The sequence below is a fragment of the Kutzneria sp. NPDC052558 genome, assembly GCF_044547355.1.
Lineage (GTDB): Bacteria > Actinomycetota > Actinomycetes > Mycobacteriales > Pseudonocardiaceae > Kutzneria.
In genome coordinates this window covers 16,354-35,704 of sequence record NZ_JBIUAG010000028.1, presented here as the reverse complement: position 1 = coordinate 35,704, position 19,351 = coordinate 16,354, and the positions used below count along the sequence as shown (strand labels likewise).

19 protein-coding genes are annotated in these 19,351 nt (G+C 71.1%); 12 read left to right on the top strand and 7 right to left on the bottom strand.

From position 1 onward, the window contains the following. The first annotated feature begins 30 nt into the window (after positions 1 to 30). Positions 31 to 1,446, top strand: coding sequence for an alkaline phosphatase family protein (locus tag ACIG5F_RS37015; protein WP_396524665.1), 1,416 nt, complete (start codon positions 31 to 33; stop codon positions 1,444 to 1,446). A gap of 80 nt (positions 1,447 to 1,526) precedes the next feature. Here ACIG5F_RS37015 and ACIG5F_RS37010 read toward each other — a convergent pair whose 3' ends face one another. Together ACIG5F_RS37010 and ACIG5F_RS37005 are read right to left on the bottom strand one after the other, a co-directional pair. Beyond that, positions 1,527 to 2,519 (bottom strand): hypothetical protein, encoded by a 993-nt coding sequence (locus tag ACIG5F_RS37010; protein ID WP_396524664.1) that lies wholly within the window; start codon positions 2,517 to 2,519, stop codon positions 1,527 to 1,529. A 162-nt stretch (positions 2,520 to 2,681) separates the two neighbouring features. Then, positions 2,682 to 4,292, bottom strand: coding sequence for a CocE/NonD family hydrolase (locus tag ACIG5F_RS37005; protein WP_396524663.1), 1,611 nt, complete (start codon positions 4,290 to 4,292; stop codon positions 2,682 to 2,684). 196 nt (positions 4,293 to 4,488) lie between these two features. Between ACIG5F_RS37005 and ACIG5F_RS37000 the strand changes: the two genes are divergently transcribed. The 4 genes from ACIG5F_RS37000 (at position 4,489) to ACIG5F_RS36985 (ending at position 7,734) form a co-directional block, all read left to right on the top strand. Continuing rightward, positions 4,489 to 4,803, top strand: coding sequence for a hypothetical protein (locus ACIG5F_RS37000; RefSeq protein ID WP_396524662.1), 315 nt, complete (start codon positions 4,489 to 4,491; stop codon positions 4,801 to 4,803). Between the two features lie 293 nt (positions 4,804 to 5,096). Continuing rightward, on the top strand, positions 5,097 to 5,249 hold the full coding sequence (locus tag ACIG5F_RS36995) for a hypothetical protein (protein ID WP_396524661.1): 153 nt from the start codon (positions 5,097 to 5,099) through the stop codon (positions 5,247 to 5,249). A 194-nt stretch (positions 5,250 to 5,443) separates the two neighbouring features. Then, a complete protein-coding gene (locus ACIG5F_RS36990) occupies positions 5,444 to 6,391 on the top strand; it encodes a sigma-70 family RNA polymerase sigma factor (protein WP_396524660.1) in 948 nt (315 codons plus the stop codon). Positions 6,392 to 6,591: 200 nt separating this feature from the next. Next, positions 6,592 to 7,734 (top strand): ABC transporter substrate-binding protein, encoded by a 1,143-nt coding sequence (locus tag ACIG5F_RS36985; protein ID WP_396524659.1) that lies wholly within the window; start codon positions 6,592 to 6,594, stop codon positions 7,732 to 7,734. A 76-nt stretch (positions 7,735 to 7,810) separates the two neighbouring features. Here the strand turns inward: ACIG5F_RS36985 and ACIG5F_RS36980 are convergent, their stop codons facing one another. Together ACIG5F_RS36980 and ACIG5F_RS36975 are read right to left on the bottom strand one after the other, a co-directional pair. Then, a complete protein-coding gene (locus ACIG5F_RS36980; RefSeq protein ID WP_396524658.1) occupies positions 7,811 to 8,038 on the bottom strand; it encodes a hypothetical protein in 228 nt (75 codons plus the stop codon). A gap of 82 nt (positions 8,039 to 8,120) precedes the next feature. Beyond that, positions 8,121 to 8,957 carry a patatin-like phospholipase family protein gene (locus tag ACIG5F_RS36975; RefSeq protein WP_396524657.1) on the bottom strand — a complete coding sequence of 279 codons (837 nt, stop codon included), beginning with the start codon at positions 8,955 to 8,957 and terminating at the stop codon, positions 8,121 to 8,123. Positions 8,958 to 9,043: 86 nt separating this feature from the next. Here ACIG5F_RS36975 and ACIG5F_RS36970 point away from each other — a divergent pair, with 86 nt between their 5' ends. After that, positions 9,044 to 9,466: a pyridoxamine 5'-phosphate oxidase family protein gene (locus ACIG5F_RS36970; protein ID WP_396524656.1), complete on the top strand. Its 423-nt coding sequence runs from the start codon at positions 9,044 to 9,046 to the stop codon at positions 9,464 to 9,466. Between the two features lie 132 nt (positions 9,467 to 9,598). Beyond that, positions 9,599 to 11,182: a GAF domain-containing sensor histidine kinase gene (locus tag ACIG5F_RS36965; RefSeq protein WP_396524655.1), complete on the top strand. Its 1,584-nt coding sequence runs from the start codon at positions 9,599 to 9,601 to the stop codon at positions 11,180 to 11,182. Between the two features lie 134 nt (positions 11,183 to 11,316). On the opposite strand, the gene ACIG5F_RS36960 is transcribed toward ACIG5F_RS36965, so the two are convergent. Then, the gene (locus tag ACIG5F_RS36960) at positions 11,317 to 11,961 is read right to left on the bottom strand and encodes a response regulator (protein ID WP_396524654.1); all 645 of its coding nucleotides are present in this window, start codon (positions 11,959 to 11,961) and stop codon (positions 11,317 to 11,319) included. Positions 11,962 to 12,096: 135 nt separating this feature from the next. Here ACIG5F_RS36960 and ACIG5F_RS36955 point away from each other — a divergent pair, with 135 nt between their 5' ends. From ACIG5F_RS36955 to ACIG5F_RS36940, 4 genes are all read left to right on the top strand, one after another. Then, the gene (locus tag ACIG5F_RS36955) at positions 12,097 to 13,020 is read left to right on the top strand and encodes a hypothetical protein (RefSeq protein WP_396524652.1); all 924 of its coding nucleotides are present in this window, start codon (positions 12,097 to 12,099) and stop codon (positions 13,018 to 13,020) included. 48 nt (positions 13,021 to 13,068) lie between these two features. Next, positions 13,069 to 14,457, top strand: a complete 1,389-nt coding sequence (locus ACIG5F_RS36950) for an MFS transporter (protein WP_396524651.1) — start codon at positions 13,069 to 13,071, stop codon at positions 14,455 to 14,457. A 219-nt stretch (positions 14,458 to 14,676) separates the two neighbouring features. Further along, positions 14,677 to 15,345 (top strand): TetR family transcriptional regulator, encoded by a 669-nt coding sequence (locus tag ACIG5F_RS36945; RefSeq protein ID WP_396524650.1) that lies wholly within the window; start codon positions 14,677 to 14,679, stop codon positions 15,343 to 15,345. Beyond that, on the top strand, positions 15,342 to 16,859 hold the full coding sequence (locus ACIG5F_RS36940; RefSeq protein WP_396524649.1) for an FAD-dependent monooxygenase: 1,518 nt from the start codon (positions 15,342 to 15,344) through the stop codon (positions 16,857 to 16,859). Before ACIG5F_RS36945 ends, ACIG5F_RS36940 begins: the two co-directional genes overlap by 4 nt. On the opposite strand, the gene ACIG5F_RS36935 is transcribed toward ACIG5F_RS36940, so the two are convergent. Both ACIG5F_RS36935 and ACIG5F_RS36930 read right to left on the bottom strand, forming a co-directional pair. Beyond that, positions 16,766 to 17,464, bottom strand: a complete 699-nt coding sequence (locus ACIG5F_RS36935) for a class I SAM-dependent methyltransferase (protein ID WP_396524648.1) — start codon at positions 17,462 to 17,464, stop codon at positions 16,766 to 16,768. The genes ACIG5F_RS36940 and ACIG5F_RS36935 overlap by 94 nt on opposite strands. Continuing rightward, complete coding sequence (locus ACIG5F_RS36930; protein WP_396524647.1) at positions 17,461 to 18,405, bottom strand: threonine/serine dehydratase; 945 nt, start codon at positions 18,403 to 18,405, stop codon at positions 17,461 to 17,463. Before ACIG5F_RS36930 ends, ACIG5F_RS36935 begins: the two co-directional genes overlap by 4 nt. Before the next feature lie 117 nt (positions 18,406 to 18,522). On the opposite strand from ACIG5F_RS36930, the gene ACIG5F_RS36925 reads away from it, so the two are divergent. Continuing rightward, positions 18,523 to 19,302: an esterase/lipase family protein gene (locus tag ACIG5F_RS36925; protein ID WP_396524646.1), complete on the top strand. Its 780-nt coding sequence runs from the start codon at positions 18,523 to 18,525 to the stop codon at positions 19,300 to 19,302. Positions 19,303 to 19,351 lie beyond the last annotated feature (49 nt).

The following is a 19,351-nucleotide window of genomic DNA, read 5'->3' as shown; positions in this document are numbered from 1 at the left end:
TTTGCCACCCTCGCGGGTAGCGTGCCATGAGTGGCTGAACTGACTCGTCGTCGTTTGCTGGGCACGGCCGCAGGCGCCGCGCTCACGTCCACCATTCTGCCGCCCAACCTGCTCAAGGCCATGGCGGCCGAGCCCGAGAACCGTCGCGGCTCGCTGCGGGACATCGAGCACGTGGTGATCCTGATGCAGGAGAACCGTTCCTTCGACCACTACTTCGGCACCATGTCCGGGGTGCGCGGCTTCAACGACCCGCACGCGCTGCGGTTACCGAACGGGCGCTCCGTCTTCTACCAGCCCGACAGCGTCAACCCCGACGGCTACCTGCTGCCCTTCCACCTCGACACGCGCAAGAGCAGCGCGCAGGCCATCCCGTCCACCAGCCACGCCTGGAGCGTCCAGCACGACGCCTGGAACGGCGGCAAGATGGACAACTGGCTGCCCGCGCACCGCAAGGCCGACGGGGCCAACGGGCCGTACGTGATGGGCTACTACACCCGCGCCGACATCCCCTTCCAGTTCGCGCTGGCCGAGGCCTTCACCATCTGCGACAGCTACTTCTGCTCGATCATGGGGCCCACCCACCCCAACCGGTTCTACCTGATGACCGGCACCAACGACCCCAACGGCCTCGGCGGCGGGCCCGCCTTGGACAACAGCGGCGTCAACTACACGTGGAAGACCTATCCCGAGCGGCTGACCGAGGCCGGCGTCAGCTGGCGGGTCTACCAGCAGACCGACAACTACGGCTGCAACGCCCTGGAGTTCTTCAAGCAGTACCAGACCGCCGGTGTTGACTCCCCCTTGTGGCAGAACGGAATGGTCAAGTACCCGGCCGGCAGGTTCGAGTACGACGCCATCAACGACCAGCTGCCCACCGTGTCGTGGATCATCCCCACGTCCAAGGAGTCCGAGCACCCCGACTACCTGCCCGCCGCCGGGGCCGCCTTCGTCGCGTCCAAGATCGACGCCATCGCCGCCAACCACGAGGTGTGGCGCAAGACCGCGTTCATCCTCACCTACGACGAGAACGACGGCCTCTTCGACCACGTGCCCCCGCCCGTGCCCGCTGCCGGCACCCCCGACGAGTTCGTCGGCGGCCTGCCCATCGGCGGCGGCTTCCGGGTGCCCACCACCATCGTCTCGCCGTGGACCCAGGGCGGCTGGGTCAGCAGCGAGACCTTCGACCACACCTCGGTCCTGCGCTTCCTGGAGCGGCTGACCGGCGTGCCGGAGCCCAACATCTCCGCCTGGCGCCGCAAGACCTTCGGCGACCTGGTGTCGGCGTTCCGCTTCGGCGACAAGCCCGCCTCGCCGCCCGTGCTGCCCGACACCCACGGCCCCCTGACCCTGGCCCAGTACGAGGTCGCCACCCTCCCCAAGCCCGTCCTCCCCACCAAGAACCAGACCCCACCCACCCAGGAGCCGGGCCAACGCCGCCACACCTGATTTTTGTGTCATGAAGGGCCCCATACTGACGTTCAACGTCAGTATGGGGCCCTTCATGACACAAGTAGGGCGGTGGGTGGTTAGTGGGGACGGGGCGCTTCGGGCGATGCCGGCTCGTGCGGGTCAGCGAGTGAGACGGCCGGCCTTGGCCTTGCCTTCGCCGCTTCGTAGGCGGTTCTGAGGTCCGAAACCACACCAACGGGATCGTCGCGCAGTCGGGACGGCAGGGTCTGGACGACCACGATGCCAGCGCCGGCGTATCGGGTGTTGCGCGCGACGGTTCGGGCGTAGCCCTTGGCATCGGAGTGCCACTCGAACGAGTCGATCTCCCAGGCGAGCGCCACGTCGTCGCACCAGGCGTCCGGGACCGCGATGAACCGGCCGTCAGGTCCGTGCACCGGGTGATTCCACGTAGCCTTCGGCAGCTTCGCTCGGCGCCACAGACGCAGAGCGTGTGCCTCGGCCACAGACCTCGCGCCGTCGCAGACTTCCATCAGCACTCGCCGCGGAAGCGCCGTACCGCGTTGACTGCCTGAGTCCAGCTCGGCGAGCAGGTCCGACGGACTGCATCGGCCACGCTGGACAGCCTCCGTGAGCAACGCGCGAACCGGGTCGGCGACCCGCCAGCGTCGTACGGCGTCGAGGACTGCTCGGTCGACCGGCGCGAGTGGTATGCCCTCACGCAGTACCTTCACCGGAAGGTGGATCGTTCGTTCTACGTGCACGAACCCGGCACTGCGCACGCGGCTCTGGTGTGGCAGGAGCAGATGAACCGCATCGCCGTCGGGCACCTGCCGCAGGCCGTGCCGGCGAGCGGCCTCGGTACCGGTCACCATCGCCTGTGGGCCGCCGTGCAACAGCGCCGCGGCAACCCGCTGGCTCATCGTGGGACGTCCGTTGGACAGCATCACGATGCCGGGTAGCAGCCAGCGCCATGGGCCGCCCGGCTGACATCGGCGATACGACGTGCCTTCGGGCACACCGAGCCTGCACAGCTCCGAAACCTTGATCACTTCGTCGTGGCTCGCCCGCAGCAGGTGGTCGGCGCGGGTTGCCCAGTTTCCTCGGATCATGCCTCGATGCTGCTCCGCGACCCTGACAATCCCCGGAATCCGGGCGCGAAGGGAGCTTTCCTCTCGTTCATCGTCAGGAAGGGCCCCTTCATGACACCGAACGTCATGAAGGGGCCCTTCCTGACGTTCAACGTGAGGATCGGTCCCTTCGCGGGGGAGGAATCACTTGGTGGGCAGGAGGATCGCTGAGGGGTGGGCGGCGTCGTGGAAGATCTCGACGGTGGTCCGGTGCGGGATCGAGGCGGTGGGCACGGGGTCGTCGCCGCCGAGGTTGCGGGCGAAGCGGGGGAAGGCGCCGGCGGAGACCTGGACGCGCAGGCGGTGGCCGCGGCGGAAGACGTGGGCGGTGGGGGAGAGGTCGACGGTGACCTTGGTGATGCCGGCGGGCCGCACCTTGACCAGGTCGTCGCAGATGTTGATGGAGCGGCCCCGCTGGTCGACGTCGCACAGGCGCACGAACAGGTCGCAGGCGGGACGGTCGGCCCGCAGCCACACCTCGGCGCTGACCTCGCCGATGACCTCCAGGTCGGCCTCCAGCACGGGCGAGGTGAAGGTCAGGACGTCGGAGCGGGCCTCCAGCCGGCGGTTGTCGACCGGCCCGGCGCCACGGGCCTCCAGCTTCGCGCCGCCGACCGAGGGGGTGGGGTCGGACGGGTCGTAGGTGAAGGTGGTGGGCACGTCGAAGCCGCCGGGGGTGGGCCCGAGGGCGTTGCCGGACAACAGGTGCCAGCGCTGCGGCGTGTACCCGGCGGGCGGCCACTGGTCGAACTCCCGCCACTGCTTGACGCCCATCACGAACAGCCGCACCGGGGCCCGGTAGGCGGGCTTCGATCCCCGGGCGAGCGGACCGGCCCAGCGCACGGTCTCCCACAGCGAGGCGGCCAGGCCCTGGGGATGCGAGTGGTACCAGGGTCCGATGGTCAGCCGCGGCGGCCGGCCGGCGGCGACGAGGGCCTGGTAGTCGCGGAGCTGGTCGGCCAGGAAGATGTCGTACCAGCCGGCGATGGAGCTGACCGGCACCTTCACGTCGGCGACCGAGGCGCTGAAGTCCTCGTCCTTCCAGTACGGGTCGTCCTGGTCGTGGTGCAGGCATTCCTGGTAGAACGGCCACTCCCGGCCCAGGGCGGCCTTGTCGCCGTCCACCAGCGGCAGGGTGCGCATGGCGGCCTCGACCCGCTTGGCGCCGCCGAACAAGCGCCGCAGGAGGGCGAACCGCCGCTCCTGGGTGGCGGTCATGGCCGACCAGCTCAGCAGGGTCTCCAGCTCGATCCGGCCGGGCCGCAGGAAGGCCAACGCCAGCCGGGACGAGGTGACGTGCGGGATCATGGCCTTGACCGGCACGGGAGCGTCGGCGGCGACGACCCACTGGGTGTAGCCGAGGTAGCTGGCCCCGGCCAGCACGACGGAGCCGTCGAACCACGGCCGCTCGGCCAGCCAGCGCAGCGCGGCGTGCCCGTCGGCCCGCTCCTGGCGCATGGCCCGGAACTCGCCGCCGCCGGAGCCGAAGGTGCCCCGGGAGCTGACGATCACCACGTGGAAGCCCCGCTCGGCCAGCAGCCGCCCCATCATCCAGCCCAGCGGTCCACGGCGGCCGTACGGAGACCGCACGAGGACCGTGGGCACGGTGCCGCCGCCGACCGGCCCCCAGTGGTCCGCGAGCAGCGTCACACCGTCGTCGGCGGGGACCGGCAGGTCCCGCTCGACCATCACCTTGCGCACCGTCGCCGGCGGCAGCTTCAGCAACCGTTGCGCGACCCAACCAGTCACCGTCATCGCCCCAGCCTGCCACGGCTACTCTGCGTGCGCGTCCGGTACCGCGACCACGCAGGGCATTCGGGTGATTACCACCGGTTTCGCTAGGCCGAGCGTGTGGTTCTGGGTGAACCGGGATTAAACGGGCGCGCGTTCGGGCATCGCCATGGTGCATTCTTGCTGGTACCGGCCCAGTGAGGCAGGGGAGGTGCCCACAATGCCCGACAGCTCGGCGGCTCTTCCGCTCCGCGACTACACCCGGCTCACGTTCGGTGAGCTGGCCCAGGCAATCCTGAGCCTGACCGCCCACGAACTGCACCAGTTGTTGGGTTACGAATGCGTGCACGCGCAACGCGAGCCCGTGTTGGCGTTGCTGCGGGCCCGGCTCGCGGAGTTAGGTCGCGGGGTCGCCCCTTCGGGCACCCCGACGTTGTTCATTCCCGAGCAGGCCGGCAGCCCGGAGAACCTGCCGGTGATGCCCCGGATCGACACCGAGGTCGAGGGAACAGAACAGGGCCGTCCCGCGTTGTGAGAAGTGGTCGGCGGCGAGCGAGCCGCGATGACCGCGTCGATGACCCCTCACATCCGCGGATGGCGGCAGTCCCGAATGCCGCCCGCAGGCGCCCCGCCGACCCGAACGCCGTTCCGGGACCAGTGTCCCCCGTGCCGGCCCGGAACGGCGCGCCCGAAGGTGCGCCCAGCCCCGCCTCGTTTCCCGTTTCGACACCCGAGACGTGATCAGAAATACATGAACCCTTATTTCTGGAGTGAAATCCGTGTCGAGGGGGTAAGAGAAGGGGCAGAGGTCGGGGAAAGGAACCTGAGATGAGCGTGGACAGCGACTTCACGGGATGGGCCGAGCCGCAAACAGACCGCGTCGTGCGGCCGGAGCCGGAGGGCCGTCACCGTGCGGACACCGTGAGCAACGGGATCAGCGTCGACGAGCTGCTGCTGCGGGTTCGGCAGAGCCGGAACTGACGGTCGAACGCGGTGTGACGTAGGCGACGTCGGCTACCGGCGTCACGCTGCGTGGAATTAACCGTCCCGTTCTCGCGTTGGACGAACTGCGGACACACCGAGAGGGGCCGACCGGCTCCCGGGATCCGCTCTTCCGAACGTAGCAGAGCAACCGCCCTGCGCGCTCGGGCCGACGTTGACGTGAGGAGGTCATCGTGGCGGAGGTCAGGACGCCCCGGCAGCGGGCCGCGACCGACGGCGACCAGGACCTGGTGCGCCACTACCTCGCCGACATCGGGACCACCCCGCTGCTGACGGCGCCGGAAGAGGTGACGCTGGCCCGGCGGATCGAGGCCGGCGTGTACGCCGCCGAACTGCTCCGGACCGGCGAGCTGGGGGGACGGACCCGTGCGGACCTGGCCATGGTGGCCAGGGACGGCGAGCTGGCGCGGGACCACATGATTCGGGCCAACCTGCGGCTGGTGGTCTCCACCGCCCGCAAGTACAGCCACCGCGGGCTGCCGTTCCTGGACGTCATCCAGGAGGGCAACCTGGGGCTGATCCGCGCGGTCGAGAAGTTCGACTACGCCAAGGGCTTCAAGTTCTCCACCTATGCGATGTGGTGGATCAGGCAGGCCATCGAGCGCGGGGTCGCCGAGACCTCGCGGGTGATTCGGCTGCCCGTCCACGTGGTCGAGCAGGTGAACAAGATCGCCAAGGCGGACCGTCAGCTGAACCTGAAGCTGGGCCGGGAGCCCTCGCCGCAGGAGATCGCCGACGAGGTGGGCCTGCCGGTGGCGCGGGTGGACGAGCTGCGCCGCGCCAGCCGCGAGGCGACCAGCCTGGACGCCACGGTCGGTGAGGACGGCGAGACCAGCATCTCGGACCTCATCGAGGACACCGAGTCGGTGCGGGCCAGCGAGGTGCTGGAGCGCGAGGCGATGAACGAGCAGGTGCGCGCGGTGGTGAACACGTTGCCGCAGCGTGAGGCGCTGATCGTCAGCCTGCGGTTCGGGCTGGACGGCGGCAACCCGCGCACGTTGCAGGAAGTCGCCGAGCGGGTCGGGCTGACCCGCGAGCGGGTCCGGCAGCTGGAGAAGGGCGCGTTGGCGCAACTGCGCAATCCGGAGCACAGCCGGCCGCTGTTGGAGTGGGCCAGCTGAGCCGAACCCGAGGTGCTTGATCGGCCGAGTGGAGTAATACCACCGGTAACCGGTGTACTCAAACGTGACTCGGCCGGTCCGCAAGCTACCTTCGTACCGTGTTCCCCCACAGACCTCGTTTCCTGGGGCCACGTTCCGTAGCGATCGCGTCACTGCTCGCACTGGCAGTGGTGGCCGCCTGCGGAACGCCCGCTCCCGCCGTGAAGACCGGCATCGGCGTCACCGACAAGACGATCCGGCTGGGCGTGCTCAGCGATCTGTCGGGGCCCTTCGGCCCGCTGGGCGAGGCGGTGGTGCAGGGCAACCAGCTGTATGTGGACAAGCTGAACGCCGAGGGCGGCATCTGCGGCCGGCGGATCGAGCTGGACGTGCAGGACACCGGCTTCGACTCCAACAAGGCCACCCAGCTGTACTTCAAGATGGAGCCCAGCGTGCTGGGCCTGCTCCAGGTGGTGGGCAGCGAGATCACCAGCCGGATCACCCCGGACATGCTCCAGCAGCAGGTGATGGCCGCGCCCACCTCCTGGTCCAGCGACCTGCTGGGCAACCCGTACATGGTCGTGGTCGGGGCCACCTACGACCTGGACGTGATCAACAGCCTCGACTACCTGGTGCAGCAGGGCAAGCTGCGCCAGGGCGACACCATCGGGCACATCTACCTCAACGACCCCGAGTACGGCGGCGACGCCCTCAAGGGCAGCCAGTTCGTGGCCGACAAGCTGGGGCTGACGCTCAAGGCCATCGAGGTGCCGGGCAACAAGGCCGACTTCACCGCCGAGATCGGGCAGCTGAAGGCGGCCGGGGCCAAGGCCGTGGCCATCAGCACCTATCCGCAGCAGACGGCGATGGCCGTCGGCACCGCCGCCGCGGCCGGGCTGAACGTGCCGTTCCTGGTGTCCAACCCCGGCTTCGACCCGTCGGTGCTGTCCAGCCCGGCCGGTCCCGCCGTCCAGGCGCTGGTCCTGGTGTCCTCCTCGGTCGCCCCGTTCGGGGCCAAGCTGCCGGCCGCCGAGGACCTGGCCGTCGCGTACAAGGCCAAGTACCCCAACGGAAAGCCGTCGATGGCGGTGGACTACGGCTACGTCGTCGGCATCGGCTACGGCGCGATCCTCAAGCGCGCCTGCGCCGAGGGCGACCTGACCCGGGCCGGGGTGCAGAAGGCGTTCCACGAGCTGACCGGTGTGGACACCGGCGGCCTGACCGCGCCGCTGCTGTTCTCGTCCTCGAACTACCCGTCCAGCCGGCAGTCCTTCGTGCTGCGCCCCAACCCGAACACGCCCGGCGGCCTGGACATCGTGGACCCGCTCAAGGAGTCGGACCTGGTCCGGCAGCGGATCGGCTGAGTTCGTGCCGCCTTCGGCGTCGCGGCTCGGCCCCCGGGTAGCCGATGCCGCGCGCTCTCCTGCGTCGGCGGGTCGACTACCGTGCCTTCCACTGTGGACGGACGAGGCTGGGGTGGCGGCGGGCCAGATGGGCGGGGCTGCCCGCCGCCATCAGCATCAGCTCCTGGTCCGGGGTGGGGGTCCCGTCGGCCATGGCCTTCTCGGCCAGCGCCAGCGGGATCACCTCGGCCAGCCGCTGGTTGGGGATCACCGGGCGAGCCGGTCGCCGGCGGAACAGGCGCGCGAGGGCACGGAGACCGAGCATGGCGGGTCCTCCTGAAAGCCGCGGAACGACAAGTGTGACAGCGGCCACCGCGGTTCGGCTGTCCGCCGAACGGGGCCGTTGATCAGCGCCAGAAGGCGGCGATCTCCGCGGCCAGCGCCCGGCCCTGCCGCTGGGCGGCGGTCGCGGTGGGCGTGCGGACGGACGGATCCAGCGGGTTGGCGCCCATGGCCGCCAGCACCGACTCGTCCGGCTCGACCACCAGCACGGTGGATCCCTGTGACCGCAACGATTCCACCTGCTCGGCGAGGTCGTCGACGCCCTCCATCGCCATCGCCTGCAACACCAGCACGACCTCGTGCCCGGCGGCCAGGTCGGCGTTCTCGGGGCTGCGCACGCCGCCGTCGACGTAGCGGGTGTCGCCGATGGTGACCGGGGGCCACACCGCCGGCACCGCGCAGCTGGCCGCCACCGCATCCACCAGGGACACCCCGCTGTCGCGGTCGAAAACCCGTTCCTCGCCGGTGTTCGCGTCCACGGCGACGATGAGCAGCCGCTGCTGCGACGGCCACGCGTCGACCGGCACCCGGGCCTCGATCACCGCGCGCCGCTTGGCCTCGTCCACCGTCTCGGCCAGCAGCGCGACCCGGCCGATCTGGCGCCGCAGCGCCGCCCGGTCGGTCGGCGCCTGCCCCAGGCCGAACAGCTCGCCGACCTTCTCCATGTCGATGTCGGCCGCGATCTCCGGCGTCTGCTTGGCCGGATCCACCTGGCGGGCCAGCAGTTCCGCCAACGGCAGCCCGCCGGCCAGCTGCGCGGCCACCGCCGAGCCGGCCGAGGTGCCGACGACCAGGTCCGCGTCCCGCAGGACGACACCGGCCTCCTCCAGCCCGGCCAGCAGTCCGATCTCCCAGGCGATGCCGGCCAGTCCGCCGCCGCCCAACACCAGTGCGTGTCCCATTAGCCGATCATCCCAGGGTCGAAGGTCCCGGCCGAATGGGCCTCTTGTCGCTGTCGCCGCGGCCGATTCCGGTCGACCATGGGCCCATGAGTCTCGATCAGTCTGCCACGGGGACCGACTCGACCGGGCTCGCCGTGTTGGACGACGCGGAGTGCCTGCGGCTGCTGGCGTCCGTGCCGCTGGGCCGGATCGCGGTCAGCGACCGGGCCCTGCCGTCGGTGCTGCCGGTGTACTTCCTGCTGCTGGGGCGGACCGTGCTGCTGCGGGTGTCCGGCGCCGGCCGGCTGGCCGCGGCGACCAGGGCCGCGGTGGTCGCGTTCGAGGCCGACGAGATGGGGCCGTCGGGCGGCTGGAGCGTGCTGGGCATCGGACGCACCCGAACGGTGCGTCCGGACGAACGCGCTGCGGCGAGTGGGCTGAGACGGTGGGGTGTTGGCGAGCACGACCGGTTCGTGGCGGTCGGACTGGAGATGCTCACCGGACGCCGGCTGCCCCCGCCGACAGGGTGATCGGCCCACGCCCGTTCGGCGGTGACGCGGACGGCGTCGGATCTGGATCATCATGGGGTCGCGGGGCGGAGCTGGAGTGAGGTTGTGCGGGAGCGGAGACCTGGGTCTGCGCGTTCGGAGCGGTTGCAGGGGTTGCTGGACGCTGTGCTGTCGGTGTCGGCGGGCATCGAGCTGGAATCGACGCTGCGCCGGATAGTGCGGGCCGCCGTGGATCTGGTGGACTGCCAGTACGGCGCGTTGGGGGTGCTCGGCCCCGATCGTGAGCTGGCCGAGCTGGTCGAGGTGGGCTTCGACGAGCACACCCGGCGGCGCATCGGCGCGCTGCCGACGGGTCACGGGCTGCTGGGCGTGTTGATCCACGACCCCAAGCCGCTGCGGCTGGACGATCTGGCCGCGCACCCGGCGTCGACCGGGCTGCCGCCGCACCATCCGCCGATGCGAACGTTCCTCGGCGTGCCGGTGCGGGTGCGGGACGAGGTGTTCGGCAACCTGTACCTGACCGAGAAGCGGGATTCCGGCGGGTTCACCGAGGAAGACGTGGCTGTGGTGGAAGCGCTCGCGACGGCGGCCGGGGTGGCCGTGGAGAACGCGCGGCTGTTCGAGCAGAGCCGGCGGCGGCAGCGGTGGCTGGAGGCGTCATCGGAGGTCCGGGCCGAGCTGCTGGCCGGCTGCACCGCCACCGACGCGTTGCAGATGGTGGCCAACCGGGTGCGGGACCTCGCGGTCGCCGACCACGCGCTGATCCTGTTGGTGGACGAGGAAGACGACGTGCTGCGCGTGCACTCCTACGCCGGGCCCGGCGGGCCCTCGCTGGTCGGCCGGCAGCTGGCCGACGGGGATTCCGCGCTGGCCGCGATCACCCGTGACGGCGTGCCGCGGCTGATTCCCGCCCTGGCCGAGGAACTCGGCGGCGAGTTCGGCCCCGACGCCGTCGGCTTCGGGCCGGCCGTCGCCGTCGCCCTGCGGTCGGCCGGCGGGGCCACCGGCGTGCTGATCGCCGTGCGCAACAAGGGATCCCGGGCCCTGGAGCCCTCCGAGGTGCCGCTGCTCAGCTCGTTCGCCGACCAGGCCGCCGTGGCCATCGAGTTCGCCGAGAAGCAGCGCACCCAGTGGCTTCTGGCCGTGCTCGCCGACCGTGACCGGATCGCCCGGGACCTGCACGACCATGTCATCCAACGGCTTTTCGCCACCGGCCTCGGCCTTCAGGGCACCCTGCGCCGCGCCGCCGATCCCGATGTGCGGGCCCGGATCCAGAAGGCCGTCGAGCAGCTCGACGAGACCGTGCGGGAGATCCGCACGTCCATCTTCGACCTGCACACCTCCGGCGGGAACGGCATGGAAGGCTTGCGCCGCAGGCTGTTGGACACCGTCGCCGAGCTCACCGCCGACGCCACCCCCACCCCGTCGGTGCGGATCTCCGGCGCCGTCGACACCCTCGTGCCGCCGTCCGTCGCCGAACACGCCGACGCCGTGGTCCGGGAAGCGCTGAGCAACGCCCTCCGCCACGCCGGCGCCACCGAACTCACCCTCGCCGTCGACGCCGGCGAGGACCTCGTCATCCGCGTCGGCGACGACGGCGTCGGCATCCCCTCCGACGTGCGCCGCAGCGGCCTGGCCAACCTGGCGGAGCGGGCCCGCGCCTGCCGCGGCACCCTTGACGTGACGGCAAGGGAATCCGGCGGCACCCTCCTGACCTGGCGCGTGCCCCTGCCCTAGCGGCCCGGGAGTCTGGCGCGTGTCGTCATGAGCAGCCCCCGAATCAATCCAACCAGATCAACCTGGCAGTCCCCGGTGACCAGCACTCGGCCGCCGTTGCCAGGTTCGCCGCGTAGGCTTGAATCGGGGGCTGCTCAGTTGCGGTCGCGGCTGCGGAGTTCCGTCGCCAACACGGCGACCTGGGTGCGGCGCTGCATGCCGAGCTTGGCCAGCAGGTGCGAGACGTAGTTCTTCACGGTCTTCTCGGCCAGGAACATGCGTTCGGCGATCTGGCGGTTGGTCAGGCCGTCGCCGATGAGCTCCAGCACGGTGCGCTCCTGATCGGACAGTTCGCGCAGCGGGTCGGCGTCGTCGCGCTGGCGGCGCAGGCGGTTCATGAGGGCGGCGGTGGTGCGACCGTCCAATAGGGACTGACCACCCGCTACAGTGCGGATGGCGGCCAGCAGGTCGTGGCCGAGGACCTGCTTGAGCACGAAGCCGGCGGCGCCGGCCATGATCGCGTCGAGCAGGGCCTCGTCGTCGGAGAACGAGGTGAGCATCAGGCAGTGCAGTTCGGGCGTCCGGGCCCGCAGCTCACGGCACAGCTCGACCCCGTTGCCGTCGGGCAGGCGCACGTCCAGCACCGCCACGTCCGGCCGGGTCGCGGGGATCCGGGCCAGCGCCTCGGCGGCGGAGGCGGCCTCGCCGCAGACCAGCAGGTCGGGCTCGTCGTCGAGCAGGTCGGCGATGCCGCGCCGGACGATCTCGTGGTCGTCGACCAGAAACACTCGGGTGGGCACACCCAACTCTAGTCAGAGGCCCGCGAACCGTGGCAGTGTCGAAGGTCCTGTCGAAAGAAGTGAACAACATGTGGCCTGGAGGCGTCTTCACGTTCGGGAGTGATCTCAGCCAGACCGGCGACGTTCGGAGGGACCGTGGTGCTGACCCGGCGCAATTCCGGTGACCAGTGGACCAAGTTCGAGGCGACCACGCTGCTCAACGCCATTCGGCACGCCCCGGTGCTGCACCCCGAGCGGCCGTACGTGCTTCAGCTGGGCGAGCGGGCCGCCTCCCTGTTCGAGTTGGGCCCGGGCACGCGCTACGAGCGCGCGGGCGTGAACCGGCTGCTGTACTGCGGCACGGCCCTGGCCAACCTGTTCCTGGCCATGCGGGTGCTGGGCTGGCGCTCGACCATCGAGCTGGCCGGCGACGGCACCGCCCCGGACCTGGTGGCCACCGTGAAAGCGGTGTCCCCGGCCCCGGCCACCGACCGGGAGACGCTGCTGCACCGCCAGATCGAGCGGATGCCGCCGTACTGGGCCGAGCCGGCCGAGTGGGTGCCGGACTCGGCGGCGGTGGCCAAGCTGGTCGCGTCCAACTGGTGCCCCGGCACCGAGCTGCGGCTGCTCAGCGATCGGGCCGCGGCCATGGAGACCGCGCGCCTGGTGCTGCACGCCGGCAGACGCATGGACGGCGACCGCTGGTGCGCCGACGAGCTGGCCCCGTGGCTGGAGCCGCAGCAGACCACGCCGGTGGCGCAGGTGGCGGCCCAGCTGGGGCCGCTGGCCACGATGTCGGCCGAGCCGTACGCGGACGCGGTGTGCTCGATCGCCGCCCGGCTGGTGGCCGACCCGGTGCTGGTCGTCACCACCAGCGGCGACTCCCCACGTGATCACGTGCTGGCCGGGGCGGCGATCCAGAACGCCCGGCTGGCCGCGTCGGCGTTCGGGCTGGCGGTCCGGCCGGTGACCCGGCTGATCAAGCTGGACGAGGTGCGCGAGGGGCTGGCCCGCCAGCTCGGCAAGGGCGTCCACCCGCACGCGCTGCTGCGGATCGGCGGGCTGCCGACCGCCGTGTGACCAGATACCGCATGACAGGCAGCCTGAGGTTTACCTAGGTTGCTGGTTGTGAGCAGTCGACTGGTCGCGGTCATCGTCGCGGGTTCGTTCTTCATGGAGCTGCTGGACGGCACCGTGATCAGCACGGCCCTGCCCGGCATCGCGAGCTCGTTCCACGTCGGGGCGGTCGACGCCGGCCTGGGCGTCACGGCGTACCTGCTGACGGTCGCGGTGATGATCCCGCTGAGCGGCTGGCTGTCCGACCGGTTCGGCGCGCGGCCGGTGTTCTGCGTGGCGATCGTGCTGTTCACGCTGGCCTCGGTGCTGTGCGCGGCCTCCCAGACGCTGTGGCAGTTCGTGCTGGCCCGGGTCGTGCAGGGCGTCGGCGGGGCGATGATGGTGCCGGTGGGGCGGACCGTGGTGCTGCGCGGCGCCGCGAAGGCGGACTTGATGGCGGCCACCGCCATCATCACGTGGCCCGGCCTGATCGCCCCGGTGCTGGGCCCGCCGATCGGCGGCGTGATCACCACCTACGCCTCGTGGCGCTGGATCTTCCTGATCAACGTGCCACTGGGCCTGATCGCCCTGGTCGCGGCGCTGCTGGTGGTGCCGGCCTCGCAGCGGCAGCGGCGACCGTTCGACGGGCTCGGCTTCGCGCTGAGCGCCGTGTCCATCGCTTGTCTGGTGTACGGCCTCGACCAGGCCGGCAGCGGGGCCAACTGGCTGCTCCCGACCGTGCTGCTGGTCATCGGCCTGGCCGTCGGCGCGGTGGCCGTCCGCCACGCCCTCCGTCACGCCACGCCTTTGCTGGACCTCTCGCCGCTGCGAATCCGCACCTACGCCGCGACCTCGGCCGAGGGCTCCCTGCTCCGGCTGGCGATCAACATGGTGCCGTTCCTGCTGCCGCTGCTGTTCCAGGTCGGCTTCGGGCTCAGCGCCGTGACCTCCGGCTTGTTGGTGCTGACCGTCTTCGCCGGCAACCTCGTGATGAAGACGATCACCACCCCGACCGTGCGGCGGTTCGGCTTCCGCCCGGTGCTCGTCGGCAACGGCGTCCTGGTCGCCCTGTCCCTGGCCGCGTGCGCCCTGTTCGGGCCCTCGACGCCGTACTGGCTGATCTCGGTCGTCTGCTTCCTCGGCGGCGCGTTCCGCTCCCTGGAGTTCACCGGCGTCAACACCCTCGCCTTCGCCGACGTCCCGGCCGCGAGCATGAGCGCCGCCAGCACCCTCAACGCCACCATCACCCAGCTCTCCACCGGCATGGGCGTCGCCGTCGCCGCCACCGTGGTCAATGTCGCCGCCGGCGGTGGCCCTCCCACCGTCCTCGACTTCCGCCTCGGCTTCCTCGTCGGCGCCGCCATCGCCCTGGTCGGGGCCCTGCTCTTCCTCCGCCTCGACCGCACCGCCGGGGCGGTGGTCAGCGCCGGCCGCACCAAGACCCGCGCCGCCCGCCCCTGACCTCGACCTCGCCCACTCTTCGCACGCTCACCCCCCGCCCGCCACCTCTCCCCGCCGCCCATCCGCCGCGCACCGCCCCCTCCTTTTTCGCCACATGTGGCGAAGGGAGTCGAATGTGGTCCACATGTGGCGTTTGCTTTCGAGAATATTGCCGTGGCGGAAAGTGTGCCATGAGAGAAAAGTTGCTGGATTGGCAAGATTGTGGGTACTGTGGCCGGCGTGACGGGGTTGCGGGAGCGGAAGAAGCGGGAGACCCGGCTGGCGTTGAGCCAGGCGACGATCCGCCTGGTGATCGAGCGCGGCTGGGAGCAGGTGTCGGTCGAGGACATCGCGGCGGCGGCGAACGTGTCCGAGCGGACCTTCCGCAACTACTTCGCCAGCAAGGCGGAGGCGGTCGCCGCCAGCCACCTCGAACGGGCGCTGGTCGTGGCCGACGAACTGCGGGCCCAGCCGGCGAGTGAGCCGCTGTGGCCGTCGGTGTTCGCGGCGGCGAGCAAGAGCCTGCGCGCTGGTGGGTCCGAGGCGGCTGGGCCGGGCCGCGAGTCGGAGTCGGCCAGCAGCGGCGTGGGCGGCGGGGCGTCGCCCCGTGACGAGGCCTATATGGCACGGGTGAAGTTGGTGCTGGCGCATCCGTCACTGCACGCCGAGTTGCTGCGGGCCGACGACATCGCCAAGGAGGAGCTGGCGGCGGCGATCGCGGAGCGGCTGGGGCTGGACGTGGAGCGGGATCTGTTTCCGCGGCTGGCGGCGTCGGTGTCGGCGGCGGCGATCGCCACGGCGATGCGGCACTGGATGGTCAACGACCCGACGGGGTCGGTGATCGAGGTGCTGGAACGAGCTTTTACGGAAATCGGCCGGGGACTGCCCGTGCCGGAGGGGGAGTCATGAACGTGATCATCGCGGGCGGCGGCCCGAACGGACTGATGCTGGCCTGCGAACTGGCGTTGGCGGGGCAGCGGCCGGTGGTGTTGGAGCGGCTGGCGGAGCCGAGCCGTGAGCCCAAGGCCAACGGCCTGGTCGGCGAGGTGGTGCGGCTGGTCGACCACCGCGGCCTGTACGAGGCGCTGGCCGGACGGCCCGGCCCGCCGCAGCCGAACAGCGGCTACTTTCCTTACGCCGGCATGTATTTGAACCTGGGTCTGCTGGACCGGAGCCCGCTGCACGTGCTGCCGGTGCCCCAGCGGAAGATCGTCGCCGTCCTGACCGAGCGGGCGTTGGCGCTGGGCGTGGAGATCCGGACCGGGCACGAACTCGTTGGCCTGGAACAGGATGGCGATGGCGTGACGGTGCGGGTCGATGGCCCGGAGGGGCGCTATTCGTTGCGTGCCAAGTATCTCGTCGGCGCGGACGGGGCCCGCAGCGCGGTGCGCAAGCTGTGCGGGATCGACTTCCCGGGCGTCACCTACGATCGGACGACGCTGCGCATGGCGCACGCGATCGTGCCGGCGGACTGGATCGACCCGGTGACGCTAGGACTGAAGGTCCCCGGGCACGGCATCGCGTTGCCGTTCATCGGGATTCGCACCGAGCAGGGCGGCTTCTCCTACGCGCCGCTGCCGGATCATCCGCCGACGATCGCCACCACCGAGTGGGACCAGCCGGAGGCCGACGAACCCCTGACCATGGACGAGATGCGGGCCAGCGTGCGCCGGGTGCTCGGGGTGGACCTGCCGCTCGGCGAGCCGACCGGCGACGGGCCGCATCTGCTCAACCGCCTGACCAAGGGCAACACCCGGATCGCCGAGCGGTTCCGGGACGGTCGGGTGTTCCTGCTGGGCGACGCCGCGCACATCTACTCGGCCGGTGGCGGCGGCCTCAACCTCGGCATGCAGGACGCCGCCAACCTCGCCTGGAAGCTGGCCGCCGCCATCGAGGCAACCGCCCCCGACGGCCTGCTCGACACCTACGACCGCGAACGCCGCATCGCCGCCGAACGCCTGGTCGTCTACGCGTCGGCGACCGCCGCCCTGCTCGCGCCCGGCAGCGACGTCACCGCCCTGCGCACCCTGTTCGGCGAGATGCTGGCCGACGCGTCCACGGTGCGCCGGGTGGCGGAATTGCTTGCTGGCTCGGACATTCGCTACGACATGGGCATCGCCGACGCCCACCCGCTGGTCGGCCGCTTCGCCCCGCCCATGGACCTGGTGACCCCCGACGGCCCGGTCCGCCTGGCCGAACTGGCGCGCACGGCTCGCCCCCTGCTGCTCGACTTCACCGGCACTTTGGACCGCTTCCAGGGCCCGGTGGACGTGATCACCGCCGAGCCGCTCGAAGGCCTGCCGGCCGCCCTCCTGATCAGGCCCGACAACTACGTGGCCTGGGCATCCGACGACCCCGACGCCGAGGGCCTGACCGCCGCGCTCGACCGCTGGTTCGGGGCCATGGCGACGAACCAGCTCTGATCCTCGGTCAGCCACCGGTCCAACCGAAGCCCGGCGGCGGCCAGCTCGGCCTCGACGTCCGAAGTGGACAGCCGGAGGGCGGTGTAGGGGTGCTCCCAGTGGTGGTCGGGGGTGTCGTAGTGGGCGGTGGCGGAGACGAGGTCGCCGGTGCGGACGATGTCGCGGACGCTGATGGTGACGGATCCCAGCCGGCGTGGGGCGGTGTCGAGGGAGTCGAACCAGGCGGGTGGGGTCCACTGCACGACGACGAGATCGCAATGGTGGGCGGCGGTGGCCAGAAAGGCTTGTCGCAGCGAGGGATCCGGGGTGTTGATGAGGTTGCTGGCCAGTAGGGCGGCGTCGAAGCGGCGGTCCAGGCGTAGGGACTCGATGTCGGAGAGGACGGGCTCGACATCCCGGAGGTGGGCCAGCATCTCGGGGGAGTTGTCGACGCCGGTGACGGGATGTCCCAGCGCGGCAAGGGGTTGCGCGATGCGGCCGGCGCCGGCGCCGAGATCCACTACGGTCGCGCCGGGCGGGAGGGCCCGGTGGATGATCTCGGGCTCGCCGGCGGCGGGAAGTAGGGCGTAGAGCTCGACGGGGCAGCCGTCACGGGTGGTGGTCACGCGGACCATCGCACGATGTCGGAGAAGGCGGCGTTGCCGCCGCACAGGACGAGGCCGAGTCGGGCGTCGGGGCCGACCTTGTCCAGCACGAGGCGGGCGGCGGGCATGAGGCAGCCGGCGGCGGGCTCGGCCCAGACCTTGGCGTGCTCGGCCAGCTCCAAGGTTCCTTGCACAGCCTGGGAATCCGACACGGTCAGCACATCGGTGACCAATGTGGACACATGGTCGTAGGCCAGCGGCGAGGTGGCCGGGGCGCAGAGCGTCGACACGAAGGACGACAGCTTGGTCGGCACGGGGCGGCCGGCGGCCAGGGCGTCGGACATGGTTCGGGCGCCCTCGGTTTCCACGCCCCAGACGCGAATTCCGGGCCGACGGGCGGTCAGGGCGACGGCGACGCCGGAGATCAGGGCGCCGCCGCCGATGCTCACGAGGACATCGGTCAGCTTGTCGGCGTCGTCGCTCAACTCCAGACCGACGGTGCCCTGACCGGCCAAGACCACGGGATCGGCGAAGGGGTGCACGAGGGTCAGGCCACTCTGCTGGAGCTCCTCGGTCAGCACGAAGGCGGCGGTGACGTCGTCGGTGAGCCGCACGTCGGCCCCGAAGGCGCGGGTGGCCTCGACCGAGCGGGCGGGGGCGGTCTTGGGCATGACCACGGTCGCGCGCACGTTGAGCGCCTCGGCCATCAGCGCCACCCCGATGGCGTGGTTGCCGCCGCTGACCGCGACGACACCGGCGGCGCGCTCGGCCTCGGTGAGCGTGAGCAGCTTCGCCGCCGCCCCGCGGGCCTTGAACGACCCGCCGAGCTGGAGCAGCTCCAGCTTGGCCGTCACCGGCACGCCGAGCAGCGCGGACAGCCCGGGGCTGGGCAGGGTCGGCGTGCGCAGCACGTGCCCGGCGATCCGCTCGGCCGCCGCCTCGACGTCCCCGATCTCGACCACAGGCCACTCCTTTGCGAAAACAGCGACAACGTCCGCCGGTCGGCCCCGCATCCTCGCCCCATGAACGATAGCTACGACCCAGTTGCTGGACCTTCTGCGCTGACCGGATGATGAAGTGTGCACTGGCGAGCCCTGAGTCCCCGGCGACGGTTGCTGTTCGCCCTGATCGCGGCGGCGGTGGCGGCGCTGGTGGTGGTCATCGTGGCCGCGCTGATGCCGGGCCCGGTGACGGCGATCCGCACCGACAAGCCGGGCACGGTGATCCTGGTGCCGGGCTTCGGCGGCGACCGGAACTCGCTGCAACCCCTGGCCGACCGGATCCGCGCCGACGGACGGCAGGCGCAGATCCTGACGCTGCCCGGAGACGGCACGGGTGACCTGCTGCAACAGGTTTCGGTGCTGGACAAGGCGGTCGACGACGCGATCGCCGCCGGCAGCCCGTCGGTCGACATCGTCGGCTACTCGGCCGGCGGCGTGGTGACCAAGCTCTGGATCGCCGACGACAACGGGGCGAAGCGGGCCCGCCGGGTGATCACCCTCGGCTCCCCGCTGCACGGCACGCAGCTGGCGGCCGCCGGCAACGCGCTGGCCCCCGGCGCCTGTCCGACGGCCTGCCAGCAGCTGGCCCCGGGCAGCCCCGTGCTCGCGCCCATCGGCGGCGCGGCCGGGCTGCCGTGGATGTCGATCTGGACCGAGGACGACCAGACCGTCACCCCGCCCGACACGGCCCGCCTGACCGGCGCGATCAACGTGTCCCTGCAACAGCTCTGCCCCGGCGTGCGGGTGGCCCACGAGCAGCTGCCGACCGACGCCCGGGTGATCGCCCTGGTCCTGGCCGGGCTGGGCCAGGCGACGCTCACCGCGCCGTCCGAATGTCCTAGGGAGGGTGTTTCATAGGGAATGTCCCGATGCTCGGCCGCCACCGATCCCGACAAGCTGCGGCAAA